The organism is Leptolyngbya sp. FACHB-261, from assembly GCF_014696065.1.
Taxonomy (GTDB): domain Bacteria; phylum Cyanobacteriota; class Cyanobacteriia; order FACHB-261; family FACHB-261; genus FACHB-261.
In genome coordinates this window covers 1-24528 of the sequence record NZ_JACJPL010000024.1, presented here as the reverse complement: position 1 = coordinate 24528, position 24528 = coordinate 1, and the positions used below count along the sequence as shown (strand labels likewise).

The 24528-nt window shown below is 52.4% G+C and carries 25 protein-coding genes and 1 pseudogene; 10 read left to right on the top strand and 16 right to left on the bottom strand.

Annotated elements, in window-relative coordinates; translation table 11 throughout:
• Positions 1 to 55: 55 nt before the first annotated feature.
• Both H6F94_RS14635 and H6F94_RS14630 read right to left on the bottom strand, forming a co-directional pair.
• Positions 56 to 814 carry a WecB/TagA/CpsF family glycosyltransferase gene (locus tag H6F94_RS14635; protein WP_190802985.1) on the bottom strand — a complete coding sequence of 253 codons (759 nt, stop codon included), beginning with the start codon at positions 812 to 814 and terminating at the stop codon, positions 56 to 58.
• Between the two features lie 192 nt (positions 815 to 1006).
• On the bottom strand, positions 1007 to 2080 hold the full coding sequence (locus H6F94_RS14630) for an alpha/beta hydrolase (protein ID WP_190802984.1): 1074 nt from the start codon (positions 2078 to 2080) through the stop codon (positions 1007 to 1009).
• A gap of 191 nt (positions 2081 to 2271) precedes the next feature.
• On the opposite strand from H6F94_RS14630, the gene thyX reads away from it, so the two are divergent.
• The gene (thyX, locus tag H6F94_RS14625) at positions 2272 to 2994 is read left to right on the top strand and encodes an FAD-dependent thymidylate synthase (RefSeq protein WP_190802983.1); all 723 of its coding nucleotides are present in this window, start codon (positions 2272 to 2274) and stop codon (positions 2992 to 2994) included.
• A gap of 22 nt (positions 2995 to 3016) precedes the next feature.
• On the opposite strand, the gene H6F94_RS14620 is transcribed toward thyX, so the two are convergent.
• The 3 genes from H6F94_RS14620 to glpX form a co-directional block, all read right to left on the bottom strand.
• Positions 3017 to 4417, bottom strand: coding sequence for a hypothetical protein (locus H6F94_RS14620; protein WP_190802982.1), 1401 nt, complete (start codon positions 4415 to 4417; stop codon positions 3017 to 3019).
• Positions 4418 to 4505: 88 nt separating this feature from the next.
• Positions 4506 to 5822, bottom strand: coding sequence for a glutamyl-tRNA reductase (locus tag H6F94_RS14615; RefSeq protein WP_190802981.1), 1317 nt, complete (start codon positions 5820 to 5822; stop codon positions 4506 to 4508).
• A gap of 181 nt (positions 5823 to 6003) precedes the next feature.
• Entirely contained in the window at positions 6004 to 7041 is a 1038-nt protein-coding gene (gene glpX / locus H6F94_RS14610) for a class II fructose-bisphosphatase (RefSeq protein ID WP_190802980.1), read from the bottom strand.
• A gap of 329 nt (positions 7042 to 7370) precedes the next feature.
• Between glpX and H6F94_RS14605 the strand changes: the two genes are divergently transcribed.
• The 8 genes from H6F94_RS14605 (at position 7371) to H6F94_RS14570 (ending at position 13281) form a co-directional block, all read left to right on the top strand.
• Complete coding sequence (locus H6F94_RS14605; RefSeq protein WP_190802979.1) at positions 7371 to 7586, top strand: hypothetical protein; 216 nt, start codon at positions 7371 to 7373, stop codon at positions 7584 to 7586.
• A 5-nt stretch (positions 7587 to 7591) separates the two neighbouring features.
• Positions 7592 to 7906 (top strand): glutaredoxin 3, encoded by a 315-nt coding sequence (grxC, locus tag H6F94_RS14600; protein WP_190802978.1) that lies wholly within the window; start codon positions 7592 to 7594, stop codon positions 7904 to 7906.
• Between the two features lie 3 nt (positions 7907 to 7909).
• Positions 7910 to 8422 carry a tRNA adenosine(34) deaminase TadA gene (gene tadA / locus H6F94_RS14595; protein WP_396426434.1) on the top strand — a complete coding sequence of 171 codons (513 nt, stop codon included), beginning with the start codon at positions 7910 to 7912 and terminating at the stop codon, positions 8420 to 8422.
• A 32-nt stretch (positions 8423 to 8454) separates the two neighbouring features.
• On the top strand, positions 8455 to 9648 hold the full coding sequence (locus tag H6F94_RS14590) for an HhoA/HhoB/HtrA family serine endopeptidase (protein WP_190802977.1): 1194 nt from the start codon (positions 8455 to 8457) through the stop codon (positions 9646 to 9648).
• Positions 9649 to 9794: 146 nt separating this feature from the next.
• Entirely contained in the window at positions 9795 to 10520 is a 726-nt protein-coding gene (locus H6F94_RS14585) for a lysophospholipid acyltransferase family protein (protein WP_190802976.1), read from the top strand.
• 102 nt (positions 10521 to 10622) lie between these two features.
• A complete protein-coding gene (locus tag H6F94_RS14580; protein ID WP_190802975.1) occupies positions 10623 to 11549 on the top strand; it encodes an SGNH/GDSL hydrolase family protein in 927 nt (308 codons plus the stop codon).
• Positions 11550 to 11658: 109 nt separating this feature from the next.
• Positions 11659 to 12708, top strand: a complete 1050-nt coding sequence (gene fcmB / locus H6F94_RS14575) for a filament morphology actin-like protein FcmB (protein ID WP_190802974.1) — start codon at positions 11659 to 11661, stop codon at positions 12706 to 12708.
• 6 nt (positions 12709 to 12714) lie between these two features.
• Entirely contained in the window at positions 12715 to 13281 is a 567-nt protein-coding gene (locus tag H6F94_RS14570) for a hypothetical protein (protein ID WP_190802973.1), read from the top strand.
• A gap of 133 nt (positions 13282 to 13414) precedes the next feature.
• On the opposite strand, the gene H6F94_RS14565 is transcribed toward H6F94_RS14570, so the two are convergent.
• The 6 genes from H6F94_RS14565 to efp all read right to left on the bottom strand — a co-directional run bounded on the left by H6F94_RS14565 (position 13415) and on the right by efp (position 18140).
• The gene (locus H6F94_RS14565) at positions 13415 to 14344 is read right to left on the bottom strand and encodes a homogentisate phytyltransferase (RefSeq protein ID WP_190802972.1); all 930 of its coding nucleotides are present in this window, start codon (positions 14342 to 14344) and stop codon (positions 13415 to 13417) included.
• A gap of 33 nt (positions 14345 to 14377) precedes the next feature.
• Positions 14378 to 15229 carry a methyltransferase domain-containing protein gene (locus H6F94_RS14560; protein WP_190802971.1) on the bottom strand — a complete coding sequence of 284 codons (852 nt, stop codon included), beginning with the start codon at positions 15227 to 15229 and terminating at the stop codon, positions 14378 to 14380.
• A 178-nt stretch (positions 15230 to 15407) separates the two neighbouring features.
• Positions 15408 to 15557, bottom strand: coding sequence for a hypothetical protein (locus H6F94_RS14555; RefSeq protein WP_190802970.1), 150 nt, complete (start codon positions 15555 to 15557; stop codon positions 15408 to 15410).
• Between the two features lie 260 nt (positions 15558 to 15817).
• On the bottom strand, positions 15818 to 16960 hold the full coding sequence (locus tag H6F94_RS14550; RefSeq protein ID WP_190802969.1) for a citrate synthase: 1143 nt from the start codon (positions 16958 to 16960) through the stop codon (positions 15818 to 15820).
• 75 nt (positions 16961 to 17035) lie between these two features.
• Positions 17036 to 17503: an acetyl-CoA carboxylase biotin carboxyl carrier protein gene (gene accB, locus H6F94_RS14545; RefSeq protein WP_190802968.1), complete on the bottom strand. Its 468-nt coding sequence runs from the start codon at positions 17501 to 17503 to the stop codon at positions 17036 to 17038.
• Between the two features lie 73 nt (positions 17504 to 17576).
• Positions 17577 to 18140, bottom strand: a complete 564-nt coding sequence (efp, locus tag H6F94_RS14540; RefSeq protein ID WP_190802967.1) for an elongation factor P — start codon at positions 18138 to 18140, stop codon at positions 17577 to 17579.
• Positions 18141 to 18406: 266 nt separating this feature from the next.
• On the opposite strand from efp, the gene H6F94_RS14535 reads away from it, so the two are divergent.
• Positions 18407 to 18646 carry a hypothetical protein gene (locus H6F94_RS14535; RefSeq protein ID WP_190802966.1) on the top strand — a complete coding sequence of 80 codons (240 nt, stop codon included), beginning with the start codon at positions 18407 to 18409 and terminating at the stop codon, positions 18644 to 18646.
• 11 nt (positions 18647 to 18657) lie between these two features.
• On the opposite strand, the gene H6F94_RS14530 is transcribed toward H6F94_RS14535, so the two are convergent.
• From H6F94_RS14530 to H6F94_RS14510, 5 genes and pseudogenes are all read right to left on the bottom strand, one after another.
• On the bottom strand, positions 18658 to 20109 hold the full coding sequence (locus tag H6F94_RS14530) for a DEAD/DEAH box helicase (protein ID WP_190802965.1): 1452 nt from the start codon (positions 20107 to 20109) through the stop codon (positions 18658 to 18660).
• Positions 20110 to 20234: 125 nt separating this feature from the next.
• On the bottom strand, positions 20235 to 21824 hold the full coding sequence (locus tag H6F94_RS14525) for a hybrid sensor histidine kinase/response regulator (RefSeq protein WP_190802964.1): 1590 nt from the start codon (positions 21822 to 21824) through the stop codon (positions 20235 to 20237).
• On the bottom strand, positions 21811 to 23451 hold the full coding sequence (locus tag H6F94_RS14520; RefSeq protein ID WP_190802963.1) for a histidine kinase dimerization/phosphoacceptor domain -containing protein: 1641 nt from the start codon (positions 23449 to 23451) through the stop codon (positions 21811 to 21813). Before H6F94_RS14520 ends, H6F94_RS14525 begins: the two co-directional genes overlap by 14 nt.
• Before the next feature lie 100 nt (positions 23452 to 23551).
• A complete protein-coding gene (locus tag H6F94_RS14515; RefSeq protein ID WP_277878088.1) occupies positions 23552 to 24460 on the bottom strand; it encodes an ion transporter in 909 nt (302 codons plus the stop codon).
• Positions 24423 to 24528, bottom strand: a pseudogene (locus H6F94_RS14510) (IS630 family transposase); the annotation flags it as partial. The gene H6F94_RS14515 and the pseudogene H6F94_RS14510, both read right to left, overlap by 38 nt.

Genomic DNA, 24528 nt, shown 5'->3' with positions numbered 1-24528 from the left:
GATAGACGCTTCAAGAAAATCACCGATGCACCGCCCAAAATTGGCTCTGGTTGCCTTATCTCTGATTGCTGGCTAGCGTGCAAATTGCCCGCCAAGCAAACAGTGGCAATGCCAGCATCCGTCGCCAGCGCCAGGGTTCTTTGTAAAGTCGATAGACCCATTCAAGGTGGTTTTCTCTCAACCAACGGGGTGCCCTTGTCTTGGTTCCGGCCCAGATATCAAAGCTTCCCCCCACACCGATCCAGGTTGCACTAGGGCACAAATGGCGGTGCTCCGCAATCCAGAATTCCTGGCGGGGAACGCCTAGACCCACCAGAACCAACTGGGGAGACTGACGCTGGATTGTCTCGCTGAGGGCGGCGATTTCCTCTGCCGCAAGATAACCGTGCCAAGCCCCCACAATATTCACACCTGGGTATTGCGATTGCCAGCGCTCTGCCACAGAGGTAGTGACGCCGGGGCCGCCGCCGTACAGCAGCACACGCCAGCCACGTAGATGAGCCTGCTGAATTAGAGCCTCGGCTAATTCAATTCCAGGGCAACGCTGAACTTTCAACCCTCGGCTACGCAAGTAGAGAACGACACCCGATCCATCAGGAACCACCAGCTCGGCCTGATGAATGATGTCAGCTAAGGGAGCGTTACGCTCGCCCTGGATTGCCATTTCTGCGTTCAGAGTCACTACTTGGGTGCCTTGGCCCCGTGCTACCTGCTCAGCTAGCCAAGCTGGATAATCTGGCAGGATGTGGACGGGTAGGCCCAAGACCTCGTGCGTGCGAGGCGCCCCAGCTTCAAACAAAGACACGCTGGTCATAAACTCAGTTCACACCTCAAGCCTCGCGTCCTCACACCTTACATTGCACTGCCCAGCAATCCGCGCAATGACTCCATATTTAACTACCCCCTTTCCCCTTTGTCGAGGTAGCTTCTCCGCAACTTATGGGACTCGTTTTACACCGGGGTGAACTCAAGCTGAATTGAGTTTAATCGGCGTTAACGAGCACGACTAGCGCCCGCGATTAAACTGCTGCGGACGGCTGGCGTTGCGCTCTTCGACCAGGCTGCGCTTGTCCATCATGGTCAGCATAATCGGCAGATTGGGCGTAGCGCGCTGGGTCCACCCAAACTGAGTTAGGGCCTGATTTACTGTTTTGCCTTTGGTCATAGCCACGGCTAGATCCCCCAGCTCTTTCCAGGTAAAATCGCTTTCAAGATAGGCGCGGGTCAGGCCAATCAAGAGATTCTCCCATTGGTTGCCGTCCACCTGCCGCATCATGGCATGGGGAATGTCTAATACGCGGTCAAAGCGTATATACCAACTGCGGGGATTACGTTTTACGGCTCGCTCAAACAGAATCTTGTGGTCGGTGTTACTCACGGCTTTGTCGCTCTCACTAGAGACAATAAACAGGGGCGCACCTGCTTGTCTCTGCGCCAATTCGAGCACTTCGCGGCCCAGGTCTAAGAATGCTTGGAGCGCGCCTAAACGAAAGCCAGGATAGCTGTAGCGAGCCGTATTATTGGCTGGGGCTTGGTTCTCGACTTTGGGCCAAGAAACATAGAAGGGATTGGCCCGTTTAGAAACGCCCATGATCAGATCGATCACCTTCATGCTGGCTCCCAGATACGGTGCATACAGCATGGCGCGGTCAAGTTGGTTAGCCCGCGCATAGGCCAGCCAGCCAGCCAGAGTGCCGCCACCGGATAATCCACACACGATCATCTGATCGCCCAAAACTTGCGACCGATCTAGCCAGTCGAGGGCAAATTTTTTGTAGAGCATCGGGCTTTCTGGCAAAGGCGGCGGTTGGTCGGCGCTCCAGTTGCCTGCTTGTCCGTGCCCTGGCATCAGAGGCGAGACGACGTTATAGCCTAGGCGATACAGTATTTCGCCCATTGGATCGAACTGATCGGGAGCTGCTGTGAAGCCGTGGAAGAACACGATAACTCTGGCGGGTTTGGTGGGGTGTAGCCGCAATCGAGAGCGGCAGGTCTCATCTACCAGGGGTAATGCGTCTTCCCGACGACGGGTGCTCTGAACAAGGTCAGCAACGAACTCTGCATAGGACGCGTTGCCCATCTAAATGCAATGCCTAATTTGAAGAGGTGTACGTCTCAAGAGTGCCACAGGCACTTAGACTCGTCACGAGCAGACTCTGAGCTGAAGCTTAAGATTTGATTCGCTACTTTCGCTTTGTAACAGTAACGCTTAAAATCAAAAACTCAGCTGCCACCCTGGCTCGAAAGCCTAGCATTCCCATCACACTTCTTATGGATCGGTTTACTGTTGAGGTCATTGCCCAAACTCCCAATCCCCAGCAGGTGATTTATGCAGCAATGCACCAAGATTACTCTGAGGAATTTGTCTGGTCTGAGCGGCAGCAATGGCCGGATGAACAGAAGTGTGGTGAGGTCGTTATCAAACGTCTTTTGTCTGCAAATCGAGGCCATTTTGGACCACTCGAACATCCACAAATTGTGCTGAATTGCGGTTGGTTTCCTCACAGCACAATGCAACAAATTCGAACTCATCGGGTGGGCGTGAGTTTCGATGTTCAATCTGGACGCTACACGGGGCAACGTATTTTAGACGTAGTGACAGGTAATCGTGAGATCGAGGAAGTGTTTTACCTGCGTCCCGTCGGAGCTTACGCCGACCGCCAAGGCAAAAAGTATTTCTATGATGCTGAAGAACGCGCTAGAGATTTGCAATGGTGCTGGGAAGCCTGCAAACGCTATCAAGGAAAAATCGAGTTAGGGTTTTCAGAAGAACATGCACGAGGTTTGATTCCTTTCGATGTGCGCCAGCATTGGGTTTTATCTGCCAATGTGCGCTCATTTATGCACCTGCTCGATCTGCGTTGGAAAGCTGATGCTCAACTAGAAGCGCAGAAACTGTGCGAACTCATGTGGCCTCACTTTCAAGCTTGGGTGCCGGATATCGCGGCCTGGTACGAAGCAACCCGCCTCAAAAAAGCTCGCTTATCGCCCTAGATTTTGCTGCCCTCTGCAACGCTCACTTTACGAAGCTCACTGGATTGCGCTGGTTCTCAACATGAGCCACCACAGTAGCTAGGTCGTTTAAAGAAACGGGCTGATTGCTGGATCCAGCATCGGGTAACTCAACTGCAATCAAATAGCCCGTGAAATTCGTACCCCCAGCTTGGGCAAGGGCATTGAGAATTCGGGGCATATCCGCTTGCTGGAGGGCTCCTGTCTCGTCATAGAGTTCCCGGACTGACAGGCAACCAATAGCTAAGCTCCAATCACGAGTATCTAGATTGCGTTGGGAGCCACTGAAAAAGCTAGGTGCATCACCAGTGCCGTGAATGCGGAACAGACTGCGACCTAAACGGCCTGCCCAATAGCTCTGCTGAATTGGTGAATAATTCCGCCAGGAAGGCGGTAAAAGAGCAGTATAAGCTTGTAGCGAACCAGTAAAGGCTCCGGGTTGACCGGGCAGAAAAGCTTTAACCCCATTCTCAAAGGGAACGAACAATTGGACCAAAGGAAATTGACCAAAAGCTCTGAAAAACTTGGGGTCAGTTCGCTCCACTGTGCTCTCGATGCGGTGGATGCCGAGAGGAGTATTACCCCGCGTAAAATTCCAGCGCAGGTCGTGCAGTGAACGAGTGAGAAGCGGCACACTCCAAAGCTGATTATTGTTATCGCGTACGAATTGCCCAGTGCGATCTTTAAGGAGCGTAGTGCAGGCCACCGCTCGATTGGGCCGACAAAGAACATAAAGTTGCAATTCGCCAGGCGCAATTTGGTAAGCCAGCAAGTCGGCTAGCGGTGGCAGAGGCTGAGGACGGATCTGCTGATCCAAGTCTCTGAGCGTGGTCTGCAAGGCCAGGTCATTGGCCCAATTCGGGAAGCGCTGTCGGGCAGTTGCAGCTAAAGCCGCCGGATTACAGAATGCGTCTTGACAAGGAGCATCGGCTAGCGCTGACAGAGCCAGTGCTACCCAATCTGATTTGGGGCTCCAATTAATGATCTGACGGAGTTGCGCTCCTACCGGAGCGTAGGTCTGTGGATCCTTCTGGTAAAGCTGATTCGCGACTCGCAACGCCGCCGTTACAGTTCGCGCTTGCCCAGCGGAGACAGGGCGCAACGCCAAGCTGAGAATGCCACTTAGAGCTTCAGCAACGTAAGGCTCCTGAGGTTCAACTACTGCCGTTGTCCACAGCAGGTTCCGCCAATACCCCTCGTTGGCATCCGTAACGGGATTAGATCGGAGATCGTAACTTTCAGGGCGAATCTGGCGCTCTTGCTGCTGCCGTTGCTGCTGCCGTGCGCTGGCTGTGGCTAGCTCCCGAGGATAGGCAGGGGTGTTCTGAGCCCGTGCAGGCTGGCTAGAACTAAGGCCAAGCAGCACTGAGATCAGCGCTGCTACGTACCATTGCCGACTGGCCATAGACCTACACGTGTTGACTGGCGAGCTTAAACCAAGGCGGGCGAGAACTGCGAAGCGGACCAAGGCTTTACCCCTCCAAACCAACCCGTTAGGTGTTGTGCTTCACCATACTTCCCAGCGTCTCCAGATTGAACAGGAGATGCAGAGTTTGCATAGCACGACGGCGTGCCTCAATATCCTGCTGAGCGCGCAATTGCACCATTGGGTCATGCAGGATCTTGTTGACGATGCCACGGGTTAGGGCTTCGATCACTTCCTGATGCTTCTCAGCAAACTCGGTGCCCAGACGGGAAAGTGCCTTTTCGAGTTCCTGCTCCCGAATGCCCTCGATCTTGGCGCGCAGGCAGCTGATCGTAGGAACTGTTTCCAGCGAGCGCCACCACTCGTCAAAGCCCAGCACTTCTTCTTCGAGTAAATTCTCGGCTTCGAAGGCCATCGCCCGACGGCTCTCTTGGTTCTGGGCAACTACCGCTTCTAGGTCATCGACATCGAAGGCCTGAACGGGGGCCAGCTCGTTCACATTGGCGTGAACGTTGCGGGGCACCGAGATATCGAACACGAGCAGGGGCAAGCCACCGCAGGAGTCAGAGCGCTCACTCACAATCGGTTCTAGGTTGTCGCGGTAGAGCAGGGGCTCGTTGGCGGCAGTACTGGTAAAGACTAGATCAGACTGGACCAAAACCTTAGACAAACTGTCTAGAGGTTCGATCTGAAGGTCTGCATCGCCAAACTGAGATACCAGCTCTCGGGCTCGCTCTAGCGAGCGGTTCAAAATGCAAATTCGCTCGGCACCCTTGGCCAACAAGTGCTGTACCAGAAGGCGCGACATCTTGCCTGCGCCCACAATAGTGATGCGCTTGTCGCCCAAGGTTTGCGCCTTGATTTGAGCCAGCTCAACTGCAGCAGAGCTAATTGAAACCGCCCCCGTGCCGATGCTGGTCTCTGTGCGCACTCGCTTGCCCGCCGAGATAGACTGCTTGAGCAGTCGGTTGAGAATTGGACCCGTACCGCTATGCTGCTGGCCTAACTTGTGCGTGTGTTTGACCTGAGAGAGGATTTGACCTTCCCCCAAAACCAGCGAATCTAGCCCTGCCGCCACCCGCATCAGGTGCATAACAGCGTCCTGGTGCAGCAGGATAAACAGGTGGTGGCGGAGTAGGTGCAGCGGGATACGGCTGGATTCAGATAGAAATTGCGTAACTTCCCGAATGCCTCCCTCGGTCTCATTGACGACGAGGTAAAGCTCCATCCGGTTACAGGTACTCAGAATCGCTACTTCATCAACGTGTGGGTAGCTGCGTAGCTGAGCGGTCGCCTCTCCGACTTGGGCGGAGGGAATGCTGAGCTTCTCACGGATTTCCACAGGGGCTGTCTTGTGGCTAAGCCCCACCACCGCAATATTCATGCTGACTCCCTAACTTTTATCAGCCCCACCGAGCTTCTTGATGGTGTTGGTTACAAAGTACCCAAACACAGTGCTGAAACTCAGATTAAGACTCGATGGGTTGCAATTCAAAAAAGATATTTTGAGGATGAGCCTTGAATCGTTGGGGAGAACTTAGGTTCTCCCCACGTCTGACAAAAACCTAGCGCAGTTGCAAGGCCTTGGGTTCTGCGAACATGTGGATGGTATCCACAAAACGTGCTGTTTTAGACTGACTAGAGATAATCAGTGATTGGGTTCGTGAACCCCCCGCAAAGAAGCGAACTCCCTCCATTAGTGTACCTGGCGTAATGCCGCAGGCGGCAAACAAAACATCTTTGCCCGAGGCAAGTTCATCAGCGTTATAAACCCGATCTGGGTCATCAATGCCCATTTCCTTGAGGCGAGCAAGGTTGCCTTCGCGACTTTCTCCAATTAAGCCAGTCTTAACGACCTCGGGGTCATAGATCAGCTGACCTTGGAAGTGACCACCCAGGCAACGCATGGCTGCTGCTGAGATCACCCCCTCAGGTGCGGCACCGATACCCATGAGCGCATGGATGTTAGTGCCGGAGAAGGCGCAAGAGATCGCGGCTGACACGTCACCGTCGCTGATGAGACGAACCCGGGCCCCAGCGGCACGGATCTCATTGATCAGCTCTTTGTGGCGTGGGCGGTCCATGACGACCACCACTAGTTCCTCAATGGAACGGTTCATGCATTCTGAGATGATTTTGAGGTTCTCAGTTGCAGATTTGTTGATATCGACATGGCCTTGGGCAACCGCTGGAGCTGCTAGCTTCTTCATATAGAAGTCGGGGGCTGCGAACAGACCGCCTTTTTCAGAGATAGCCAGCACCGCCATTGAGCCGTTCTGACCGTAAGCCACCAGGTTGGTGCCTTCGCAAGGGTCTACGGCGATATCAATTTCAACGAGTTCATCGGGGTTACAAAATTGGGAGGCATCTTCACGAGTGCAGATGCCCACTTCTTCGCCGATGTAGAGCATGGGGGCTTCGTCACGTTCGCCTTCACCGATTACAATTCGGCCCCGCATGTGTATTTTGTTCATGCGTTCCCGCATGGCCTCAACCGCGACTTCATCGGCGGTATTCTTTTCGCCTTTTCCCATCCAACGAGCGGAAGCGATGGCTGCCTGCTCAACTACCTCTATGATCTCCAGGCCGAGTGAGCTATCCACAGGCGACGCGTCCTCCTTCTACAAACCGCTTAACATAAGGCTATTTTCAGTTCCTCAGTCTACCAGACGATACGGACGCCCCATGCTGACTGTGCTACTCGTCTGTTCGTTAAGATTTGAATCACGAAATCTGTTGAAAATAACATTTGCAATGCATTCGCCGTACATCTGCAATACAAACGCAATACGATAGCGGATTGAACGACTGGAAGCTATCTTCCCGCTGCTGTTCAACCCTGTTTATCTAGGGTTTGTTGAGGTGATTTCAGCAAATCTGTACGTTTGTTTGCGTTTAATGACCAGTCTCTGAGCTTAGCAGCGTTTTGGTTATGCAGGAATTGAGCTGGCTGTTGTTGGCCTGGGGGGCAGGAGCTATGGCAATTTTGGGGGGCTTGATGCTGCTGGGTAGTCTAGTGTTACTGCTAGACCGGCTAACCAAATCTTCGTCCGAGCCTTCGTCCGATATGCTGAAGCTGTTAGCGGTTGCGCTTGCCCTGTTGCTGACGGGATTAAGTGCATTTGCTGCGTTCCCTTTTCCTCGTTAGCCTCTATGTTGGACTTTCTCAATCCACTCTTGGGCCGCGACCCTAGTAAGGTCAAAGCTCGCGTTGAGATTTACACCTGGCAGACTTGTCCCTACTGCATCCGAGCTAAGTTGTTGCTTTGGTGGAAGGGGGTGGACTACACCGAGTACAAAATCGACGGCAATGAGACTGCTCGCGCTGGCATGGCCGAACGGGCTGGAGGCCGTCGCTCTGTTCCGCAGGTTTTTGTTAACAAGCAGCATCTTGGCGGCTGTGACGATTTGTATGCTCTAGACCTTCAGGGAGGTCTGGATCCGCTGCTGGCTCAGGCTGCAGGTTGAGCTGTGATTGAGCGAGAGGCCCAAGGCACTCAGCTAACTTCTGAGCAGGCAGCCGAGCACGAATACTGGATGGACCAAGCTAGGTTATTGGCCCTAGAAGCAGGGGCTGTGGGTGAAATTCCGGTCGGTGCCATTGTTGTTGCTCCTCAGGGGCAGGTTGTTGGCTCAGGCCATAACCGTAAAGAACGCGACCAGGACCCCACTGCCCACGCCGAAATGCTGGCGATCCGGGCGGCTGTGCGGTATTTGGGAGACTGGCATCTCAACCAATGTCGCCTCTACGTGACCTTGGAGCCCTGTCCCATGTGCGCTGGGGCGATCATTCAGGCTCGGCTAGGGCTGCTCGTTTACGGAGCTAGTGATCCTAAAACGGGCGCAATCCGCTCAGTACTGAATTTGCCCGATAGTCCCTGCTCCTTTCACAGACTCAAAGTAATCGCGGGGGTACGCGAACCTGAGTGCCGTCAGATGCTCAAAGACTGGTTTGCCCAATTGCGTTCGCTTCATAATGGGTAAAACTGCACATCCTTAGTTCTGGCGTACCCGGTATGAACTTTCTCCCAACCCTGTGCCGACGTCTGCTAGTGGCGCTGCTCGTTGCGATCTTCAGTTTGGGATGTACTGCTAAGCAGGCTTCAGCACCAACAGCCCCGCCAGAACGACCTGAAGCTTCTACCCAAGATACCGTCACGGCTGCACCCAGCTCGGTGAAAAGCTTTGTGCTAAATTTCATCGCCGATGCTGCTGAGAAAGCAGCACCTGCCGTAGTCCGAATCGACACTGAAGCACGTGTCAGCAGCCGACGCAACCTGCCGCCGGGCATCGAAAACGACCCCTTCTTCAAACGCTTTTTTGGTGATACCCCACAGGATCGACTGCAGCGCGGCTCTGGGTCCGGCTTTGTAATCGACAAAAGTGGGTTGATCATCACCAATGCTCATGTGGTCGAAGGTGCTGAGCAGGTAGGAGTAACGCTTTCGGACGGACGTAGGTTAGTGGGGACCATTAGGGGACGCGATGAACTGACAGACCTAGCTGTGGTCAAAGTGGATGCTAAGGCTGAGCTGCCTACCGTTCAACTGGGCAACTCAGAAAAGTTGCGTCCTGGAGAATGGGTGATTGCGCTGGGCAATCCGCTAGGGCTCAACAACTCGGTGACAGTGGGGATTATCAGTGCCCTAGGGCGTACCAGCAGCGAGGTACGCGTCATGGACAAGCGCGTTGACTTTATCCAAACCGATGCTGCGATCAACCCTGGTAACTCAGGGGGGCCTTTGCTCAACGTGAATGGTGAAGTGGTGGGCATCAACACAGCGATCATTCAAGGCGCTGAAGGCATTGGCTTTGCCATTCCCATTAGCGAGGCCAGAGTGATCACCGACCAACTGCTGAGCTCGGGCAAGGTCGTTCGTCCCTTCGTTGGGATTGCCATGCAGACCCTCTCTCCCGATCTAGTTGAGGAGCTCAAAGCCAATCCCCAGCCTGAAATTGGTAAGGTCACCCGTGACCAAGGTGTTTTGGTTGTGCGGGTAGAGCCTGGTTCTCCGGCTCAGAAAGCTGGCGTAACCGTTGGCGATGTAATCCTCAAAGTGGATGGCAAAGAAGTCCGCGACGGCTCAGCTGTCCAGGCATTAGTGGGGCGTCACAAGGTTGGAGAACGGGTGCGCTTTGAGATCGAGCGGGACAATCGCCGGCAAACCCTTGATGTGACAACTGTGCAATTGCCCGAAGGGGTGGGCTGAGACAAGTGGCTGCGCCGCCTAGGTCCTGAGCTCGGGTAGTCTCGGTTCTAAGCTTTGTTACTCAGGACACTTTAGGGAGTGTCCTGTTGGCCGATGGACTGATGAAGACTGCTCACTAGGCTGGACTCGAAGAGCTTCTCGTGCCCATGTCTGTGCTGACTTCCCATTCTGCTTCTGTGTTGCAGTCTTCGCCGCCGTCGCCCTGGTTATCCCGCGTCCTGTATCCGCTAGGTCGACATCTGCTGCTGCCCAATCACTTCCGGCAGATTGCGGTTCGGGGGCAAGAGAATTTACCGCGCACAGGACCGGTGATTTTGGCTCCCAACCATTCTTCCCGCTGGGATGCACTGATCGTGCCATACGTGGCGGGTTGGGATATAACGGGGCGGCACCTACGTTTCATGGTGTCAATGGATGAAATCACCGGGGTGCAGGGTTGGTTTATGCGTCGTATGGGCGGCTTTGCCATCGACACTGCCAAACCCGGAATTACCAGTCTGCGTCACGGGGTTGAGCTACTTCAGCAAGGGGAGATACTGGTAATTTTTCCCGAAGGTAATATCTTTCGTGATCGTCAAATTAACCCTCTCAAACCTGGGCTGGCTCGTTTGGCCCTTCAAGCTGGGGCAGAAGTACAAGTCGTACCCCTAGCAATCCACTACAGCGATCCGGTGCCCCATTGGGGAACCCAAGTGTCAGTCACGATTGGCTCAGCTTTACCCGTGAAGGACTATTTGAACGGTTCACCGAAGGCCAAAGCGCTCCAGTTGACCCAAGAACTTCAATGCCGAATGCAGCAACTTTACGCAGAAGCCAGCTCAGTTCTGGTTGCGGCTGACCCTGTCGAACAGTCATTGCGCATGGTTGAGTGAGTCTTAGCCGTTTTGACGACCAGTTTGGCGACCAGTGGCCTATCGCCCTGTGTATAGGTTAGGACTACACAGAGGTTATCTGTTGTCCTTGCCCCCCTATTCATGCTGTCCCTTCAACTGCTACTGGCCCTAAGCCCTCTAGTTCTGCTTGGCTTGCTAGAAGCCGGTCTGCGTCAACTGGGTTTGGGTAATCCCCTGATTTATCTAGCCGATGAGAAGATTGGTTATTTGCTGGCTCCCAACCAGAAGGTAAAGCGCTCAGGGGCACGGATTGAGATCAATCAGTACTCGATGCGAGGTGGTCCCATCAGCCCCTCTAAACCAGCCGGGACTCTGCGCCTCCTGATGTTGGGTGACTCAATCATTAACGGTAACTGGTGGACTGACCAACCCAACATTCTCTCGGAGCTGTTGCGGACACAACTTCAGCCGCTTACCGCTCAGCCCGTTGAGGTTCTCAATGCCTCCGCTAACTCCTGGGGACCGCGCAACGAACTGGCTTATCTACAGCGCTTCGGAACCTTTGAGGCAGATATGCTGATTTTGGTCATTAACACCGATGACCTGTTCGGTATTCAGCCCTCCCCACTAATCGTTGGTAACGACCGTAACTATCCAGCTCGCCGTCCGCCTGCGGCTGTAGCTGAGCTATGGAGCCGGTACTTGCTTAAACCTAAGGCTAAGGTAGATCTGAGCCTGCTTTATAAAGAACCAGGTGATCGGGTGGGTTTCAACTTGAGTGCAATTGAGGCAATTGTGCAGCAAGCACCCGCTAACTTCTTGTTGGTGATGACTCCCTTGTTACGGGAATTAGGTCAACCCGGCCCACGCGATTATGAGTTAAAGGCACGGGAGCGCTTAGCTGAGCTTGTAGACATGTTGGGGATCAGTTTTCTCGATTTTCTACCTATTTTTAACTCAGAGCCAGAGCCAAACCGTTTGTACCGGGATCATATCCATTTGAGCCCGCTTGGCAATCAACAATTAATTAATTATCTGGTGACACGCCTGAAGTCACATCTGTCTTAATCAGAGGCTTAACTGGCTGGTTAGTAAATGTCTTCAACTCCTCGTTATTAGTGCTTTGTCTAGGGACCCGAATAGTGCATCATGAGGGTGTCGCGGCGAGTGTTCCCCGATGAGTGTGCAACAGCCTGAAACTGTCTTGAGTATTGACCTCGGACGTACCTCTACTAAAGCCTGTACTAGCTCCGATCCTGACCAGGTCATTTTAATTCCGGCTAATGTTGCCCATCTAGATGTCGACCAAGTTCGTCGAGGCAGCGGCTTAAGCGGTCTGACTGACCGATTGGTTGATCTGTGGTTGGAGTACCAGGGCCAGGGTTATGCGATTGGTCAACTAGCAGCTGATTTAGGAGCGAATCTCGGAGTTGGCCAGTCCAAAGTTGACGACGCCCTAGTCAAAGTTCTGGCTTGTATCGGTTATTTTGGCTTGAACTCAGATTGCAATATTGTGATTGGCATTCCCTATCACACTCAAGAGCAATTCGAGCGCGAGAAATTTCAACTCATGGCGCTACTGCGTAGCTCCCACAGCTTAAGGTTCCGGGGCGAGCCACTCAGTGTAAGCGTCAAGAATGTCTGGGTTGTACCGGAAGGCTACGGCAGTTTGCTCTGGTGCCAATCGCAGTCGATGACGCATAAAAACGGTAGCCCTAGCTTTGCGCGCTTAGCAGTGGCGATTGTTGATATTGGCCATCAAACGACTGATTTTTTGATGGTGGATCGCTTCCGATTCGCCCGAGGCGCTTCTCAAAGCTTGCAAGTGGCAATGAGCCAGTTTTACGAGCAGGTTGCAAGCCAAATTGAGGGCGCTGATAGTCAATCGCTCTCGCTGATTCAAGCGGTCTGTGCTCCTACTGGTGAACGTTTCTATCGGCCTCGGGGGGCGCGTCAACGGACCGACCTGAATGAAATTTTGCCTGCGTTGCAAAAGAGTTTTGCTCGCACTTTGTCCAATCGATTGCTGGATTGGCTACCCGAGCGGGCCACTGATGTCATCTTGAGCGGCGGCGGTGGTGAGTTTTTTGCCGAGAGCCTCAAACCTTTGCTCTCGGAAGCGGGACTGACTACCCATCTGGCTCAACCCTCACGCCTAGCTAATGCGTTGGGCCAATGGCTTTATGGCGCGGCCCAGATCCAACCCTTAAGCACTTCTGTTTCCTGAAGCCCTATGCCTGCTCCTAGAGAAAAAACTAAGACGGTTGTCTTTACCGAGGCCACAGCCGATCAAGCCCTGCTGACTAAAGCTGAGCGTCTGGTGCGAATTGGCAAGTATCCCAGCTTTGGGGCTCTGTGCAAACAAGCCTTAGAAGATTTTCTAGCCCCGCCGGCACCAGAAGCTACAGAGGTGCCAGCGCTAGAGATGCCTGTTCCAGTGACGGCTGGGGCAGCTCTAGCCCTCGACTTGTCGCCTTTGCAAGAGAGCTTGAGCCAGCACTTTGGCAGTTTGGAGCAAAAGCTATCGCAGGTGCAATCTCTTGTTGAGCGGCTAGAGCAGCAGTCAGCTACAGCCGAAGAGGCAAATGAGGGAGAGGAATCCACTCTACCTTTCCTCACTGAGCACTTCAGCACCGTTGAGCAACGGCTGGTCCAGTTGCAAGTCTTAGTTGAGCGTTTAGACCAACAAACGCAAGTGGCTCCAGAGGCCCCTGCAGCTCAAAAACTTGAGAATGAACACGAGAGCATCCAGCCTAATCCCATTTTGGCAGGGCTGCGTGAGCTGATTGAGGAATTTTGATCTCGTTAGCTTTGCTAGCGATTTGGAGCCATCGAATCAGTGGGGAGGGCAGATTGAACCGGTTAGCCTCCCCAGTTTTTAGCAAAAAATTTTTGCTCTAAATTGTTCAGAATCTAACAGCAGTCTTTAGACATCATCTAAGCAAGCAAGCTAGAGGAAAAATCAAATACTCAATATAGAACAGGCGCCAGATAAATTGATAAAAATCAGCGATGGTTTTGGGGTCAGCTAGATTAACGCGTAGGCTCTCGAATAGCATGAACCCTAACGCGAGCAGGTGGGAAGTGATCAGCACCTGTGGATTCGCGTTAGGTAGCAGCCAGCCAAAAAGCGCCATTAAGCCATAGCAAGCAACCAGCAACCAGCGCGATAAATTGAAAATAGTCTTCGCTCCCAAGCGCAATGTAAAGGTGGAAATGTTGTATTTGCGGTCGCCTTCTATGTCTGGGATGTCTTTAAAAATGGCGACTACCAGTGTCATCACTAACACAAACAAGGAGAGAGCCCATAACTCCGGCGACAGGTTGAGTTGTATGCGTGAGGGGACCCCGTTAATTACCTGATCGAAGTGAGCAAACAGCCCTATATTTACCACCAAGCCCCTGACGGTGAAAATGCACAATGATGCTGGGAGTGGAAAGCGCTTGAGCCGGATTGGTGGCAGCGAATAGGCTGTACCAATGAGCAAGCTAAGCACAACTGTGACCAACAAAAAAGGGCTCTCCGGCCAATAAGCGGTTGCTATTGCCACCGCTGTCACCCCGGTCAAAAACACAATCACGCGCCCTTCAGTTCGTGAGAGTTCGCCAGAGGCTAGGGGCAGATGAGGTTTGTTGACCTGGTCAATCGCAACATCTTCTAACTGATTGAGACCGACAATGTAGACATTGGCTGCCAAACAGGCTGCTAAAGCCCAGAGCAATGTAGGCACCGTAAGCCAGAAGACTTGAGTGCGCCAGATTGCGCCTAGCGCCAACAAGTACAGCCCCAGTAGGCTGATGCTGGTGCCAATTACTGTATGGGGACGGGCAAATTTCCAAAGCGTGTTGAATTTATCTAACATAGCTAGTTGCGCAGGAAGGAACTCTCCAACCGCTTATCGAGATGCGCAAAGGACGCCAAACTTTACTAAGCCCCGTCGGTAGCCCCGAGACATTAACGGCAAGGCCAAGGCTGCTTCTACTGTGTTCCAGCCGGAAGTTAGCAGTCTCAGTAGATTGCGGGGATCTAGTGCGGAGTCAATCACCAAATCCCAAAACGGTGCCACTCGTTCAGACCAATCGTCGGTGCGAATTGCAGTAAAGCCAAGTCCTTGAGCGATTTGCTCATACTCAGCTAACGAGATCATGTAGGGCAGACAATACACCCGATAGATATCTGCTAGATGTTGCTGCTCGTCTGCGCTGAGGGGGGCAAAGCCTGGTCCTAATTGGCGATGGCACCAAGTCGCTAGCATGAGCTTGCCCCCTGGCTTGAGCACGCGGTAGCACTCCTGTAAAAAGGTCTTTTTGTCCGGCATATGCTCACCGCTCTCTAAAGACCAGACCAAGTCAAACTGCCCATCAGCAAACGGCATGGCTAGGGCATCTGCTACCTGGAACTGAGTTTGAGCCGTTAAGCCGATAGAGTCTGAACGCTCAGTGGCTCGTTGTGCCTGAACAGGGCTCAAGGTAATCCCTACCACTTGAGCACCATAGCGCTGCGCCAGCAAACGAGAACTGCCACCAATACCACAGCCCACGTCCAGAGCTTGATTAGCCTGCTCAAGCTGCGCCCAACGCAGTAGCTCTTCAACTAAATCAATCTGAGCTGTGACGCGGTTCTTGCGCGCAGAGTCCTCACCAGGAGCATAGTAGCCGTGGTGCATATGTTCGCCCCAGACCTGCTCCCAGAGGCCCGAGGAGGCGTCATAAAAGTTGCGGATGCGCTGGTTAAGAGAAGCAGTCAAAGATACTCAGTTTAAGCAACTCCTACCACGCTACCGTGATAGGTCGCAGAATCGAAATACTCCTGCCGGTAGTTTCGGTCGGACAACTGGGAGTTGCCCGATCAACCATCGTGCTAGAGCCATAGCTGAGTGCTTAGAGAACCGCCCAAAGCTCTACAGGCAAGTTGCACAAGCTCTGCTACTTGACCTGTTCAAGGCTAGTCGGTTTAGCCCGCTGAATCGGATCTTGCTGCTCAGAACTCCAAGCCCAACCCACTAGACTAGCCGCCACTAGCCCCCCAATGCCCCACATTAGGATCTCTCTCGTTGCCGCATCATACTTTGCCATTGCCAAACCTCAACCTGCTCATTAGCTCAAATCAATATAGAAACAAGCACTACTCAAGCAATCCCTCAGATGAAGGAAGTGAGCCGCTTGGCCTAGAGGCACTCTTAGCTCCTAGCTCGATGGCTCAAAAGCTGAAATGAGGACCTTTAGGCAACTCAAGCAATACTGCCGAAGCCTCCAAAAACATACTTCTATTGCGTAAGAACCGACAGGTTTATGCAGAACCAAGCAGCCTAGGTGAGCTAGCTGCAAGTCCCAACTTAACTGCGAGCTTCGATGGGAACATAGGGAATTTTGTGCTCCCCAGTGTAAACCTGAGTGGGTCGAAATAGCCGATTGTCAGAGAGCTGTTCGCGCCAATGGGCCAGCCAACCAGCAACTCGAGCAATCGCAAAAATGGGAGTGAACAAATCAGTTGGAATGCCTAACTTGTCGTAGACCAGACCTGAATAGAAATCCACATTAGGATAAATGCCCTTCTCGCTTAAGCGCTCTTCCACTGCTTGTTCTAGGGCCAGCGCAATATCGTAAGCCTGGTTGTGGCCAAAGCGCTCAAATAGCTGCTCTGCCAATCCTTGCAGGATGGTTGCCCGTGGGTCTTTGACTTTGTAGACACGGTGACCAAAGCCCATAATCCGCCCTTTGCGTTCTAGCTGACGGTCCAGCCAGGGACGCACATTCTCAACGGATCCAATCTCTGCCAGCATTTGCATGACCCGCTCGTTGGCGCCACCATGCAGTGGTCCCCCTAGCGTGCCGATGGCCGAGGCAATGACCGTATAGGGGTCGGTCAGGGTAGAGGCCGTCACCAAGGCTGAAAAAGTAGAGGCATTAACCGTGTGTTCGGCGTGGAGGATGAGACAGACATCAAAGACGTGCGCCGCTAAGGGGTCCGGCTCTCTCTCATTGAGCATGTACAGAAAATTGGCGGAATAACCTAGATCATCGCGGGGCTGAACTGGGTCGTTCCCCTGACGCATGAGCTGAAAGGCCGCCACCATAGTTGGCACCTTCGCCAGCAAGCGCACTGCCGCCCCCCAAATATATTCGGGGTCTTGCAGATTGGAGTTGAGTGGATAGAACAGCCCCAACGCAGCTACACAGGCTTGCAGGGCATCCATCGGGTGACCGCTCTCTGGGAAACACTTGATCATGTCCCGGATGCGGTACTTGAGGCGTCGGTGGATCTGAATTTTTTGCTCAAAGTCCTTCAACTCACCTGCGGGGGGCAGCCGACCAAAGATCAGTAAGTAAGCCGTCTCCAAAAAACTGCTCTGCTGGGCCAGGTCCTCGATCTGCATGCCCCGGTATTCCAGCAGGCCAACTTGGCCATCTACATAGCTGATGTTGGAACGGGTTGCAGGAACCCCCTCTAGCCCAGGTTTGTATTCACCCACCGACATCCCATTACCCCTAGGAGATTGTTCATAGGACTAAGACAATTGTTTCCTACTAATCCCCTGTGTCTTGCAGGACGATTAGCTTGGATCGACACGCATCAGGACCTGACCGTATTCGACTGGCTGAGCGTTTTCAACTAGGATTTCGACGACTTGCCCAGCAACTTCGGCCTCTAGCTCGTTCATCAGCTTCATGGCCTCGATGATACAAACTGTTTGGCCTCGCCGAATGGTGTCTCCTGGCCCCACAAAAGCTGGATCATCAGGCCCCGGTGCTCGATAAAACGTCCCCACCATAGGAGAGGTAATGTCGACAAGATTGCGAGGGGGCAACGGTGGCTCTGTTGCAGCCGTTGGAGCCACCATAGGTTGAGGCGGTGGGCTAGCCGCGCTACCCGTGGGAGCCGCAGCAACCGCTGCAAGGGTTTGACCTGTTCCCTTGTGAATTGAGAGCCGTAGATCCTCAGACTCCAGGGTCAGCTCAGTAATGTCTGTCTGATTGAGGACTGTGATCAACTGGCAAAGTTCTTCTAACGATAGCTCCACGAGACGTGCCTGCTCTCCTCACTCACACCCCAACATTCGCAGCCTCAGATGTCCCAGATTTGCTAACCGTTGCCTACTCGCGACCGAGGTAAGCATCAGTGCGTGTGTCGACGCGAATCCGCTCGCCCACACTAATAAATAAAGGAACCATCACCTGAGCCCCTGTTTCCACAATGGCAGGTTTGGTACCACCCGTTGCAGTATCGCCCTTAACACCTGGGTCAGCTTGCGTGACTTCTAGCGTGACTGAGTTGGGTAATTCCACATCCAGCACTTTATTGTTCTGGGTCCAACGCAAGACGTTGACTTCCATGCCTTCCTTGAGATACTTCACCCGGTCCCCAATCTGGGCAGCAGTGAGGGTCGCCTCTTCGTAGGTCTCCATGTCCATGAAGATGTAATCTTCGCCCTGCTTGTAGGTGTGCTGCATCGAACGCTTATCCAGGTTGGCCTGAGGAACTGTTTCCCCTGCGCGGAAAGTCCGCTCCATCGTGCTTCCAGATTCAGCATTTTTGAGTTTCGTGCGCACAAAAGCTGACCCTTTACCGGGCTTGACGTGCAAAAACTCAACGACGCGCCACACGCTGCCGTCGAGTTCGATGGCGACACCAGGTCGAAAATCGTTGCTGGAGATCATGTCTTGCCTTCTGAAGGTCGTGTGTGAGAGCGCTCGCCGGATTCCTGCACTGCACGCAGAGCGCGAGTCAACAGCACCCCATTTTACCGTTCTGTGTACCTTAAGACTGCCATTGTCTAAGGCTTAGCCTCAGAATCTCGGGTGAGATCTGAGGATGAAGGAGCAAATGCTTCGGGAACGGGCTTGACGTGGTGAAAGTATCAGCTTAGAAATGGGTACTTAAAGGAAAGGTCCATTCTCTAGATAGATGCTCACCGGAGACTTTTATGAATTGGAAAACCGATCGCTACTTCATCCTGGTCCTCGTTTGTAGCTGTGCGGGTCTGGGGCTTGGTGCCACCTCTGTTATGGCCGAAACTGTTCTCTGCAACCAAGGGGCCACAACTGCCTGCTTAACGACGCCTAGCTCTGATCGGGTTGCTGGCGGTTTGAGCATGGGACTGATGGCAGGCATGGGTGCAGGATTGACCACTGGCTGGCAAGCCTTCCGCAACCGTAAAGACTAAAACCATCAAGCCTAAAACAGATTGGGCTGGAAGGGCTGGTCTTCGCCTAAACCCTGGCGGCGACGAGCTGACTTCTTGACCTCTACTGTATCGGCGGCAATGATTTCGTAGAACATTGCCATTTCCTTACCTTCAGCCTTGCGCAACACTCGTCCCAAGCGCTGGACCATTTGTCGATTTTGCCCGCTGCCTGCCAAGTAGATTGCCACCGAAGCTTGAGGAATTGAGACGCCTTCATCTAGGGTCTCCACAGCTGCTAGGGCTTTGACTTCACCATATCGAAACAGGTCTAGCAGTTCCTCTCGCTTGGCTGGCGTGGCAAAATCAGACGTAATCGCAGGAATCAGATATTCCTGACTGAGGCGATAGGCCTCAGCTTTGCCGGGACAGAAAATAATCACCTTCTCGTCGGCGTGCTTGAGCAGAAGTTGCCGCAACACCTCCCATTTCTGCTCGCAGCGCTCGGCCACCCGCCGCATTTCTTGATAAGCCCGAAAAGCTCCTTTGCCTTCTTGGGATTTCCAAGACAGACGCCGTAGCGGTTCGAAGTAGCCTAAGCTGCGATCGGGGGAAATGTTGTGGTGCTCGATGAAGCGGTTCACCTGTTGCTGGGACTGGTCGTAGGTCTGGCGCTCATCGGGTGTGAGGTCTACCTCGATTTGTGAGACCAAATAGGGGGCAATCGCTTCGACTTCCTGTAGCTCTGCCAGGGTGACGCTATAGGCGACAGGCCCCACGCACTCTCGCAGAATCGCCGCACGCTCAGGATCGCGTTCAGGGGTTGCCGTGACGCCTAGCCGGTAAGGGGCAACCGCCATGCGGGCACCGAGCTGGAAGCTAGGACCGGGCAAGTGGTGAACTTCATCAAACACGATCAGCCCCCAGCGCCGTCCTTGCTCACGGTGCAGGAAGGGGGCAGAGTGGTAGGTCGTAACCGTGATCGGTTGGATGTCCTTCGTATGAGTGAGAAATAGACCGACTGGCACGTCGGCAGCCTGCCGCAACTGGCTATAGAGCTGTTGCGCTAAGGGAATGGTGGGAGCGATGACCAGGGTTTGTTGCTGGCATTTATCAATCGCTGCTGCCAAAATCGCTGTTTTTCCTGCTGCTGTCGGCGCAACCACCAGACCGCAACCGCCCATTTGCCACCAGGCATCAATGGCCCGTTCTTGATAAGCGTGCAGCGTTGCCCCGGTCGGCAGCAGAACACTGAGGTCGACGCTGAAAGGAGCAATTTCTAGAGGCGCTGCATCATCCAGGAGAGCTTCACCCAACTGCTCACGAACCGTGCGGTACTGAAAGGCTTCGGTACTCCAGCAACCCGGCAGGCGGTGGTCGGGTACAAAGTGGGACTCGAACTCGGGCGGTAGAGCTTCCCCAGGCGGCAAACTCAGCAGCAGCCGTCCCCCATCAAAGCGGAGGCTAAGGCGTTGGGTTGGGGCAGGGGAGGGAACGCGGTACATACTGTCTGATCATACGAGGCTCGATGACTAGAGGGGAGGGCGCAGATATAAAGCAGTTCCAATTGTTAAATGTCTATCTGCCTATGAAAATGCCTATACGAACTATGGGGGTCAACTATGGAGACTCAGTTAGAAATGGAGTTCCGTAGCGGTAAGGTAACTATAAAGCGGGTTTGCCTGTCTGCGCTCTCAACTTGAATAGAACCACCAAGACGAGCTATTAGCTTTTGGATTAGGGCGAGGCCAAGGCCAGTTCCTCCTGGTTTATAAGCGGTGGTATTAGGACTGCGGTAGAACTTTTCAAAAAGGTGGGGCAGTTCTTGAGTGGCAATTTCTACGCCAGAGTTGCTGACTTGCAATTCAAGCTGGCCATTAAGAACTTGAGCTGTGACTGTAATCGTTTCTCCTGGTGGTGTATAACGACAGGCGTTATTGAGCAACTCAGTGACAATTCGCCGTAGACTAATCAGATCGCAAACTAGTGACGGTGGTTGAGCTGGTAGGTGAAGTCTAAGGTGTTGTCGTCCAGTCCGGGCTTGGGCTTGAAAGCTGCGCACAATTTCTGGTAGCCAGGTCCCTAGAGAGATGACATCGAGTTGAAGAATATCTTCTTCTAGGTCAAGCTGGGTTACTTCTAGTAAATCATTGACGAAACCGATTTCCCGTTTGCATTCGCTGTTTAAAATCTGCAAGTACTGTCTAACTCGCTCGAATTCCAGCTTGGCTTCTGGGGTCTGCGAATGCCAAAAGCCAGCGCGATCGAGGGTTAGCTCTAAGAGCTGAGTTGCGACCCGGATATTAGTTAAAGGAGCACGCAGCTCACTAGAAACTGCGTTGAGAAAATCCTCTTTGAGCTGATTCAATCGTTGCAATTCGGCCATTTGTGCTTCTAACCATTTGGTTCGCACTAAGGCCAGACGGTTGCTCCCCGACTGGCGGTCGGTGACGTCCTGAAATACCAAAACGACACCCGTAATACTGCCCTGAGGATTGCGGATGGGAGCAACATTCGCACTGACCAAAAACTTTAAACTGTCTCTAGAGATCAGCACAACCTGTTCTTGAGCTAGGGAAGTAGCAATTCCTTTGTGCAACACCGCAAGGGCCGGATTTTGCAGGAAAGCTCCCGTTGTTTCGTCTGTAATTTGAAAAACTTTGGATAAGTCTGTCCCTAGGGCTTCGGCTTGGCTCCAACCGGTCATCGCCTCAGCCATTGGATTGAGAAAACGGACCAACCCCTGGGTGTCTGTGGCGATAACGGCATCGCCGATGCTGCCTAAAGTGGTGGCGAACCACTCTTGGCTAGCTCGCAGATTGCGTTCTAACTGATGTCTTTGTAGGGCAGTTTCGATGGCAATATGTAACTCTCGTTCCTCAAAGGGTTTGAGAATATAGCCAAAGGAACCAGTGACTTTAGCCCGGGCCAACGTGTTCGGATCTGAGTAACCGGTGGTGTAAACGACTGGGATCTGGAATTGGGTCCAGATTTGAGCAGCAGCCTCAACGCCATCCATCGCTCCTTTGAGCCGGATATCCATCAGAACCAATGCTGGGTGGGTTTCAGCAACTTTTTGAATTGCCTCCTCTCCCGACACGGCGACGCCTGCAGGCTCATAGCCCAAATTCTCCAGGCAATCGGTTAAGTCAGCAGCAATAATGCTTTGGTCTTCAACGACTAGGATTGGAATCTTGGTGATTGCCTCAGGCTGTTGCATCTGAGCGGGCCTCCCCAAAGGTGATCTTGAACTCTGTAGTGTCACTGCTGATTGCTAATGTACCTTCTAACTGACTGACCAAAGTTTTTACGAGTTTTAAGCCTAGAGTTTTGGTCTGGGCCAGATCGAAATTTTCCGGCAAACCAATCCCATTGTCGCGTGCAATTAGAACGTACTGGCCGGAGTGGGTGGCATAGAGCTGGATCTGAATCTGGCCCTGTCTGTTATTAGGAAAGGCATGTTTGAGGCTGTTGGAAATCAGTTCGTTGATGATTAGGCCGCAGGGAATTGCAGTATTGATATCGAGAATGACGTCCTCAATTTTGACTTCTAGGCTAATCTTATCGGCTGAGGTGCCGTAAGAACTCAGCAAATTGGCGGCAAGACTGCGGGTATATTCTGCGAAGTCGATTTTGGCTAAATCTTGCGACTTATATAATTTCTCGTGAATCAAAGCCATTGATTTAACGCGGTTTTGGCTCTCCTTAAGCATCTCTAGAATCGACCGGTCTTTAACTAAACGAGATTGCATTCGCAAGAGACTGTAAATCACCTGCAAATTATTCTTAACTCGATGGTGAATTTCCTTCAGTAACAGCTCTTTTTCGCCTAGCGAGGTTTTGAGCTGAGCTTCTGCCTGTCGGCGTCCCACGATTTCGAGTGCCAGTTCTTGATTGGCAACTTCAGCCTCCCTAAACCGTAGATGAGCAGCTTGAGCCAAGTAAACCATTGCCGTAGAAAGGATAGCCATCAGTAGGCCACTCACTAGGATTACGTCTGGTAAGGGTGACTGTGCCCTAGCAAGTAATTTTGGAGTTGGCCAAACGCGTACTTGCCAGGAAGTGCCATAAAGCTTGATGGTTGCCGTTTGCGCCCATTGTTGTTCTAATGATGGGTCCGATTGAATCGAACTGTAAATTTTAGTTTGATTCTCAAAAATGGCAATTCCATAACCAGGTTCAATATCTTTAGCCAGAATGGCGTCAAAGAATTTCTGGACCTGAAATTCGCTGCGGATAAAACCGCCAATTTCTTGATCCTTCAAAATTGGAATATAAACAAAAAATACCTTGTCACCTTTGCTGGCAGTAGCTTGTATCTCAGTGGTGGGCAAAATTGTGACATGGAAGCGATCCCTTGCCACCTCTGGCCTTAACCAGGGTTGAGTGCCCTGGCTCAGATTTGAATCTAGGGCGACATGATTGGTATTTGAAGGCACGATCCAACGGATATGAGCTGAGGGATCAACCCAGGCAATCGTGCGAAAGCTAGCGTAGTCTTGAAGATAAAAAGTGGCATCCGATTCCCACTCGGTTCTGGACGGCTCTGCTCGCAGAGACCAACGGCTCGCCATGCGACCCAGCGCTAGAATCCGGGTCTCGGTTTGGGTGCTAATGTCGTTTTTGACATCGTTCGTTCGTATTGCCACCATCTGCTGAATTTGAGCTTGCTCGCGGCTGCTCAAGGCCCACCAAAGTAGCAGCGTAGTGAGTGCAAGACTACCGCCAACCAGCCAGGGTGAACGGGCGACGAATCCAGCGATGGTAATGGTCTTAACCCTGAAATGGAGCGCCTTTAAGGCATCCTTTAAGGATAGAAACCCAAGCGACTGATTCCCCCGATTCATTCCCTAGCAGCCAATGCAATCAGCAACAATGCTCAAAAATTCAGTTCTCTGAACTGATGGTCATTTATTTTCTGTAGCCCATTAGACTAGCATATTTAAATTAAGAACGACCGTTGCTGGCTTCGTGATGTTCCGGCAGGGAAACAGAATGGCTGGCTGGTTTTGAATTGAGGTCAGCCCCGCAGTGGGGACAATTGCTTCGTTGTTGCATCCGTTTTTTGCGAATCTCGTCAGTGTAGCCAGAGGCCAAGATGCCAGTGGGTAAGGCTACAAGCCCGAGTCCTAAAACGGCGATCATTCCTCCAATTAATCTGCCTAAAGGTGTGACGGGGTAAGCATCGCCGTAGCCGACACTGGTTAGGGTAATCACTGACCACCACATGGAAGCTGGAATACTGGAGAAGATGTCAGGCTGTGCCACACGCTCTGTGTAATAAATTGCGCTAGAGGAGATAACCAGTAGCAAGAAGACCATAAACAATGCCGTTAATAGATCACCACCCTTGGCTTGCAGAACGTGACCCAGGGTTCGCATTGACTCGGAATATCGCCCAATTTTAAGTAAACGAGCGAGCCGTAAAAAGTGAATCCATTTGATGAAAACCAGGTCGTGAAAGAAGAAAAATAGCCAGTAAGGCAAAATGGAAATGAAGTCTACAATTGCCATTGGCGTCATCGCAAACTTGAGTCTACCTAAAACTGGTGCTCTAAACTTGGGCTGAATCAGATCACAGGTCCAAAGCCGCAGGCCGTATTCAATCGTGAAAATAATGGCTGAGAACGATTCAAAGTCGTTAAAGTAAGTTCTATTGTTTAGAGCAACGCTGTCTACTGTCTCAAAAGTGAAGGCCAGGATATTCAAAATGATTAAGCCAATCATAAAGTAATCAAAGACCTGGCCTAGAAAACTATGGGGTGGCTCTATCTGGATAAGTTCAAAGACTCGCCGCTTCAATCTTTGTCTTATAGCTCTACGCGCATACGTTAGGACATTGCTTGAACGCAGCATCCACACAATCTCGAAAGTTCTCAAACTCATCCAATCGCTGTCGCATCCAATTCTTCAGCACAAACCAC

What these genes read in the sequence shown, in the direction of transcription:
- H6F94_RS14635 (WP_190802985.1), bottom strand. Translation starts at nt 814, where the DNA reads ATGACCAGCGTGTCTTTGTTTGAAGCTGGGGCGCCTCGCACGCACGAG.
- H6F94_RS14630 (WP_190802984.1), bottom strand. Translation starts at nt 2,080, where the DNA reads ATGGGCAACGCGTCCTATGCAGAGTTCGTTGCTGACCTTGTTCAGAGC.
- thyX (WP_190802983.1), top strand. Translation starts at nt 2,272, where the DNA reads ATGGATCGGTTTACTGTTGAGGTCATTGCCCAAACTCCCAATCCCCAG.
- H6F94_RS14620 (WP_190802982.1), bottom strand. Translation starts at nt 4,417, where the DNA reads ATGGCCAGTCGGCAATGGTACGTAGCAGCGCTGATCTCAGTGCTGCTT.
- H6F94_RS14615 (WP_190802981.1), bottom strand. Translation starts at nt 5,822, where the DNA reads ATGAATATTGCGGTGGTGGGGCTTAGCCACAAGACAGCCCCTGTGGAA.
- H6F94_RS14605 (WP_190802979.1), top strand. Translation starts at nt 7,371, where the DNA reads ATGCAGGAATTGAGCTGGCTGTTGTTGGCCTGGGGGGCAGGAGCTATG.
- grxC (WP_190802978.1), top strand. Translation starts at nt 7,592, where the DNA reads ATGTTGGACTTTCTCAATCCACTCTTGGGCCGCGACCCTAGTAAGGTC.
- H6F94_RS14590 (WP_190802977.1), top strand. Translation starts at nt 8,455, where the DNA reads ATGAACTTTCTCCCAACCCTGTGCCGACGTCTGCTAGTGGCGCTGCTC.
- H6F94_RS14585 (WP_190802976.1), top strand. Translation starts at nt 9,795, where the DNA reads ATGTCTGTGCTGACTTCCCATTCTGCTTCTGTGTTGCAGTCTTCGCCG.
- H6F94_RS14580 (WP_190802975.1), top strand. Translation starts at nt 10,623, where the DNA reads ATGCTGTCCCTTCAACTGCTACTGGCCCTAAGCCCTCTAGTTCTGCTT.
- fcmB (WP_190802974.1), top strand. Translation starts at nt 11,659, where the DNA reads ATGAGTGTGCAACAGCCTGAAACTGTCTTGAGTATTGACCTCGGACGT.
- H6F94_RS14570 (WP_190802973.1), top strand. Translation starts at nt 12,715, where the DNA reads ATGCCTGCTCCTAGAGAAAAAACTAAGACGGTTGTCTTTACCGAGGCC.
- H6F94_RS14565 (WP_190802972.1), bottom strand. Translation starts at nt 14,344, where the DNA reads ATGTTAGATAAATTCAACACGCTTTGGAAATTTGCCCGTCCCCATACA.
- H6F94_RS14555 (WP_190802970.1), bottom strand. Translation starts at nt 15,557, where the DNA reads ATGGCAAAGTATGATGCGGCAACGAGAGAGATCCTAATGTGGGGCATT.
- H6F94_RS14550 (WP_190802969.1), bottom strand. Translation starts at nt 16,960, where the DNA reads ATGTCGGTGGGTGAATACAAACCTGGGCTAGAGGGGGTTCCTGCAACC.
- efp (WP_190802967.1), bottom strand. Translation starts at nt 18,140, where the DNA reads ATGATCTCCAGCAACGATTTTCGACCTGGTGTCGCCATCGAACTCGAC.
- H6F94_RS14535 (WP_190802966.1), top strand. Translation starts at nt 18,407, where the DNA reads ATGAATTGGAAAACCGATCGCTACTTCATCCTGGTCCTCGTTTGTAGC.
- H6F94_RS14530 (WP_190802965.1), bottom strand. Translation starts at nt 20,109, where the DNA reads ATGTACCGCGTTCCCTCCCCTGCCCCAACCCAACGCCTTAGCCTCCGC.
- H6F94_RS14525 (WP_190802964.1), bottom strand. Translation starts at nt 21,824, where the DNA reads ATGCAACAGCCTGAGGCAATCACCAAGATTCCAATCCTAGTCGTTGAA.
- H6F94_RS14520 (WP_190802963.1), bottom strand. Translation starts at nt 23,451, where the DNA reads ATGAATCGGGGGAATCAGTCGCTTGGGTTTCTATCCTTAAAGGATGCC.
- H6F94_RS14515 (WP_277878088.1), bottom strand. Translation starts at nt 24,460, where the DNA reads ATGCTGCGTTCAAGCAATGTCCTAACGTATGCGCGTAGAGCTATAAGA.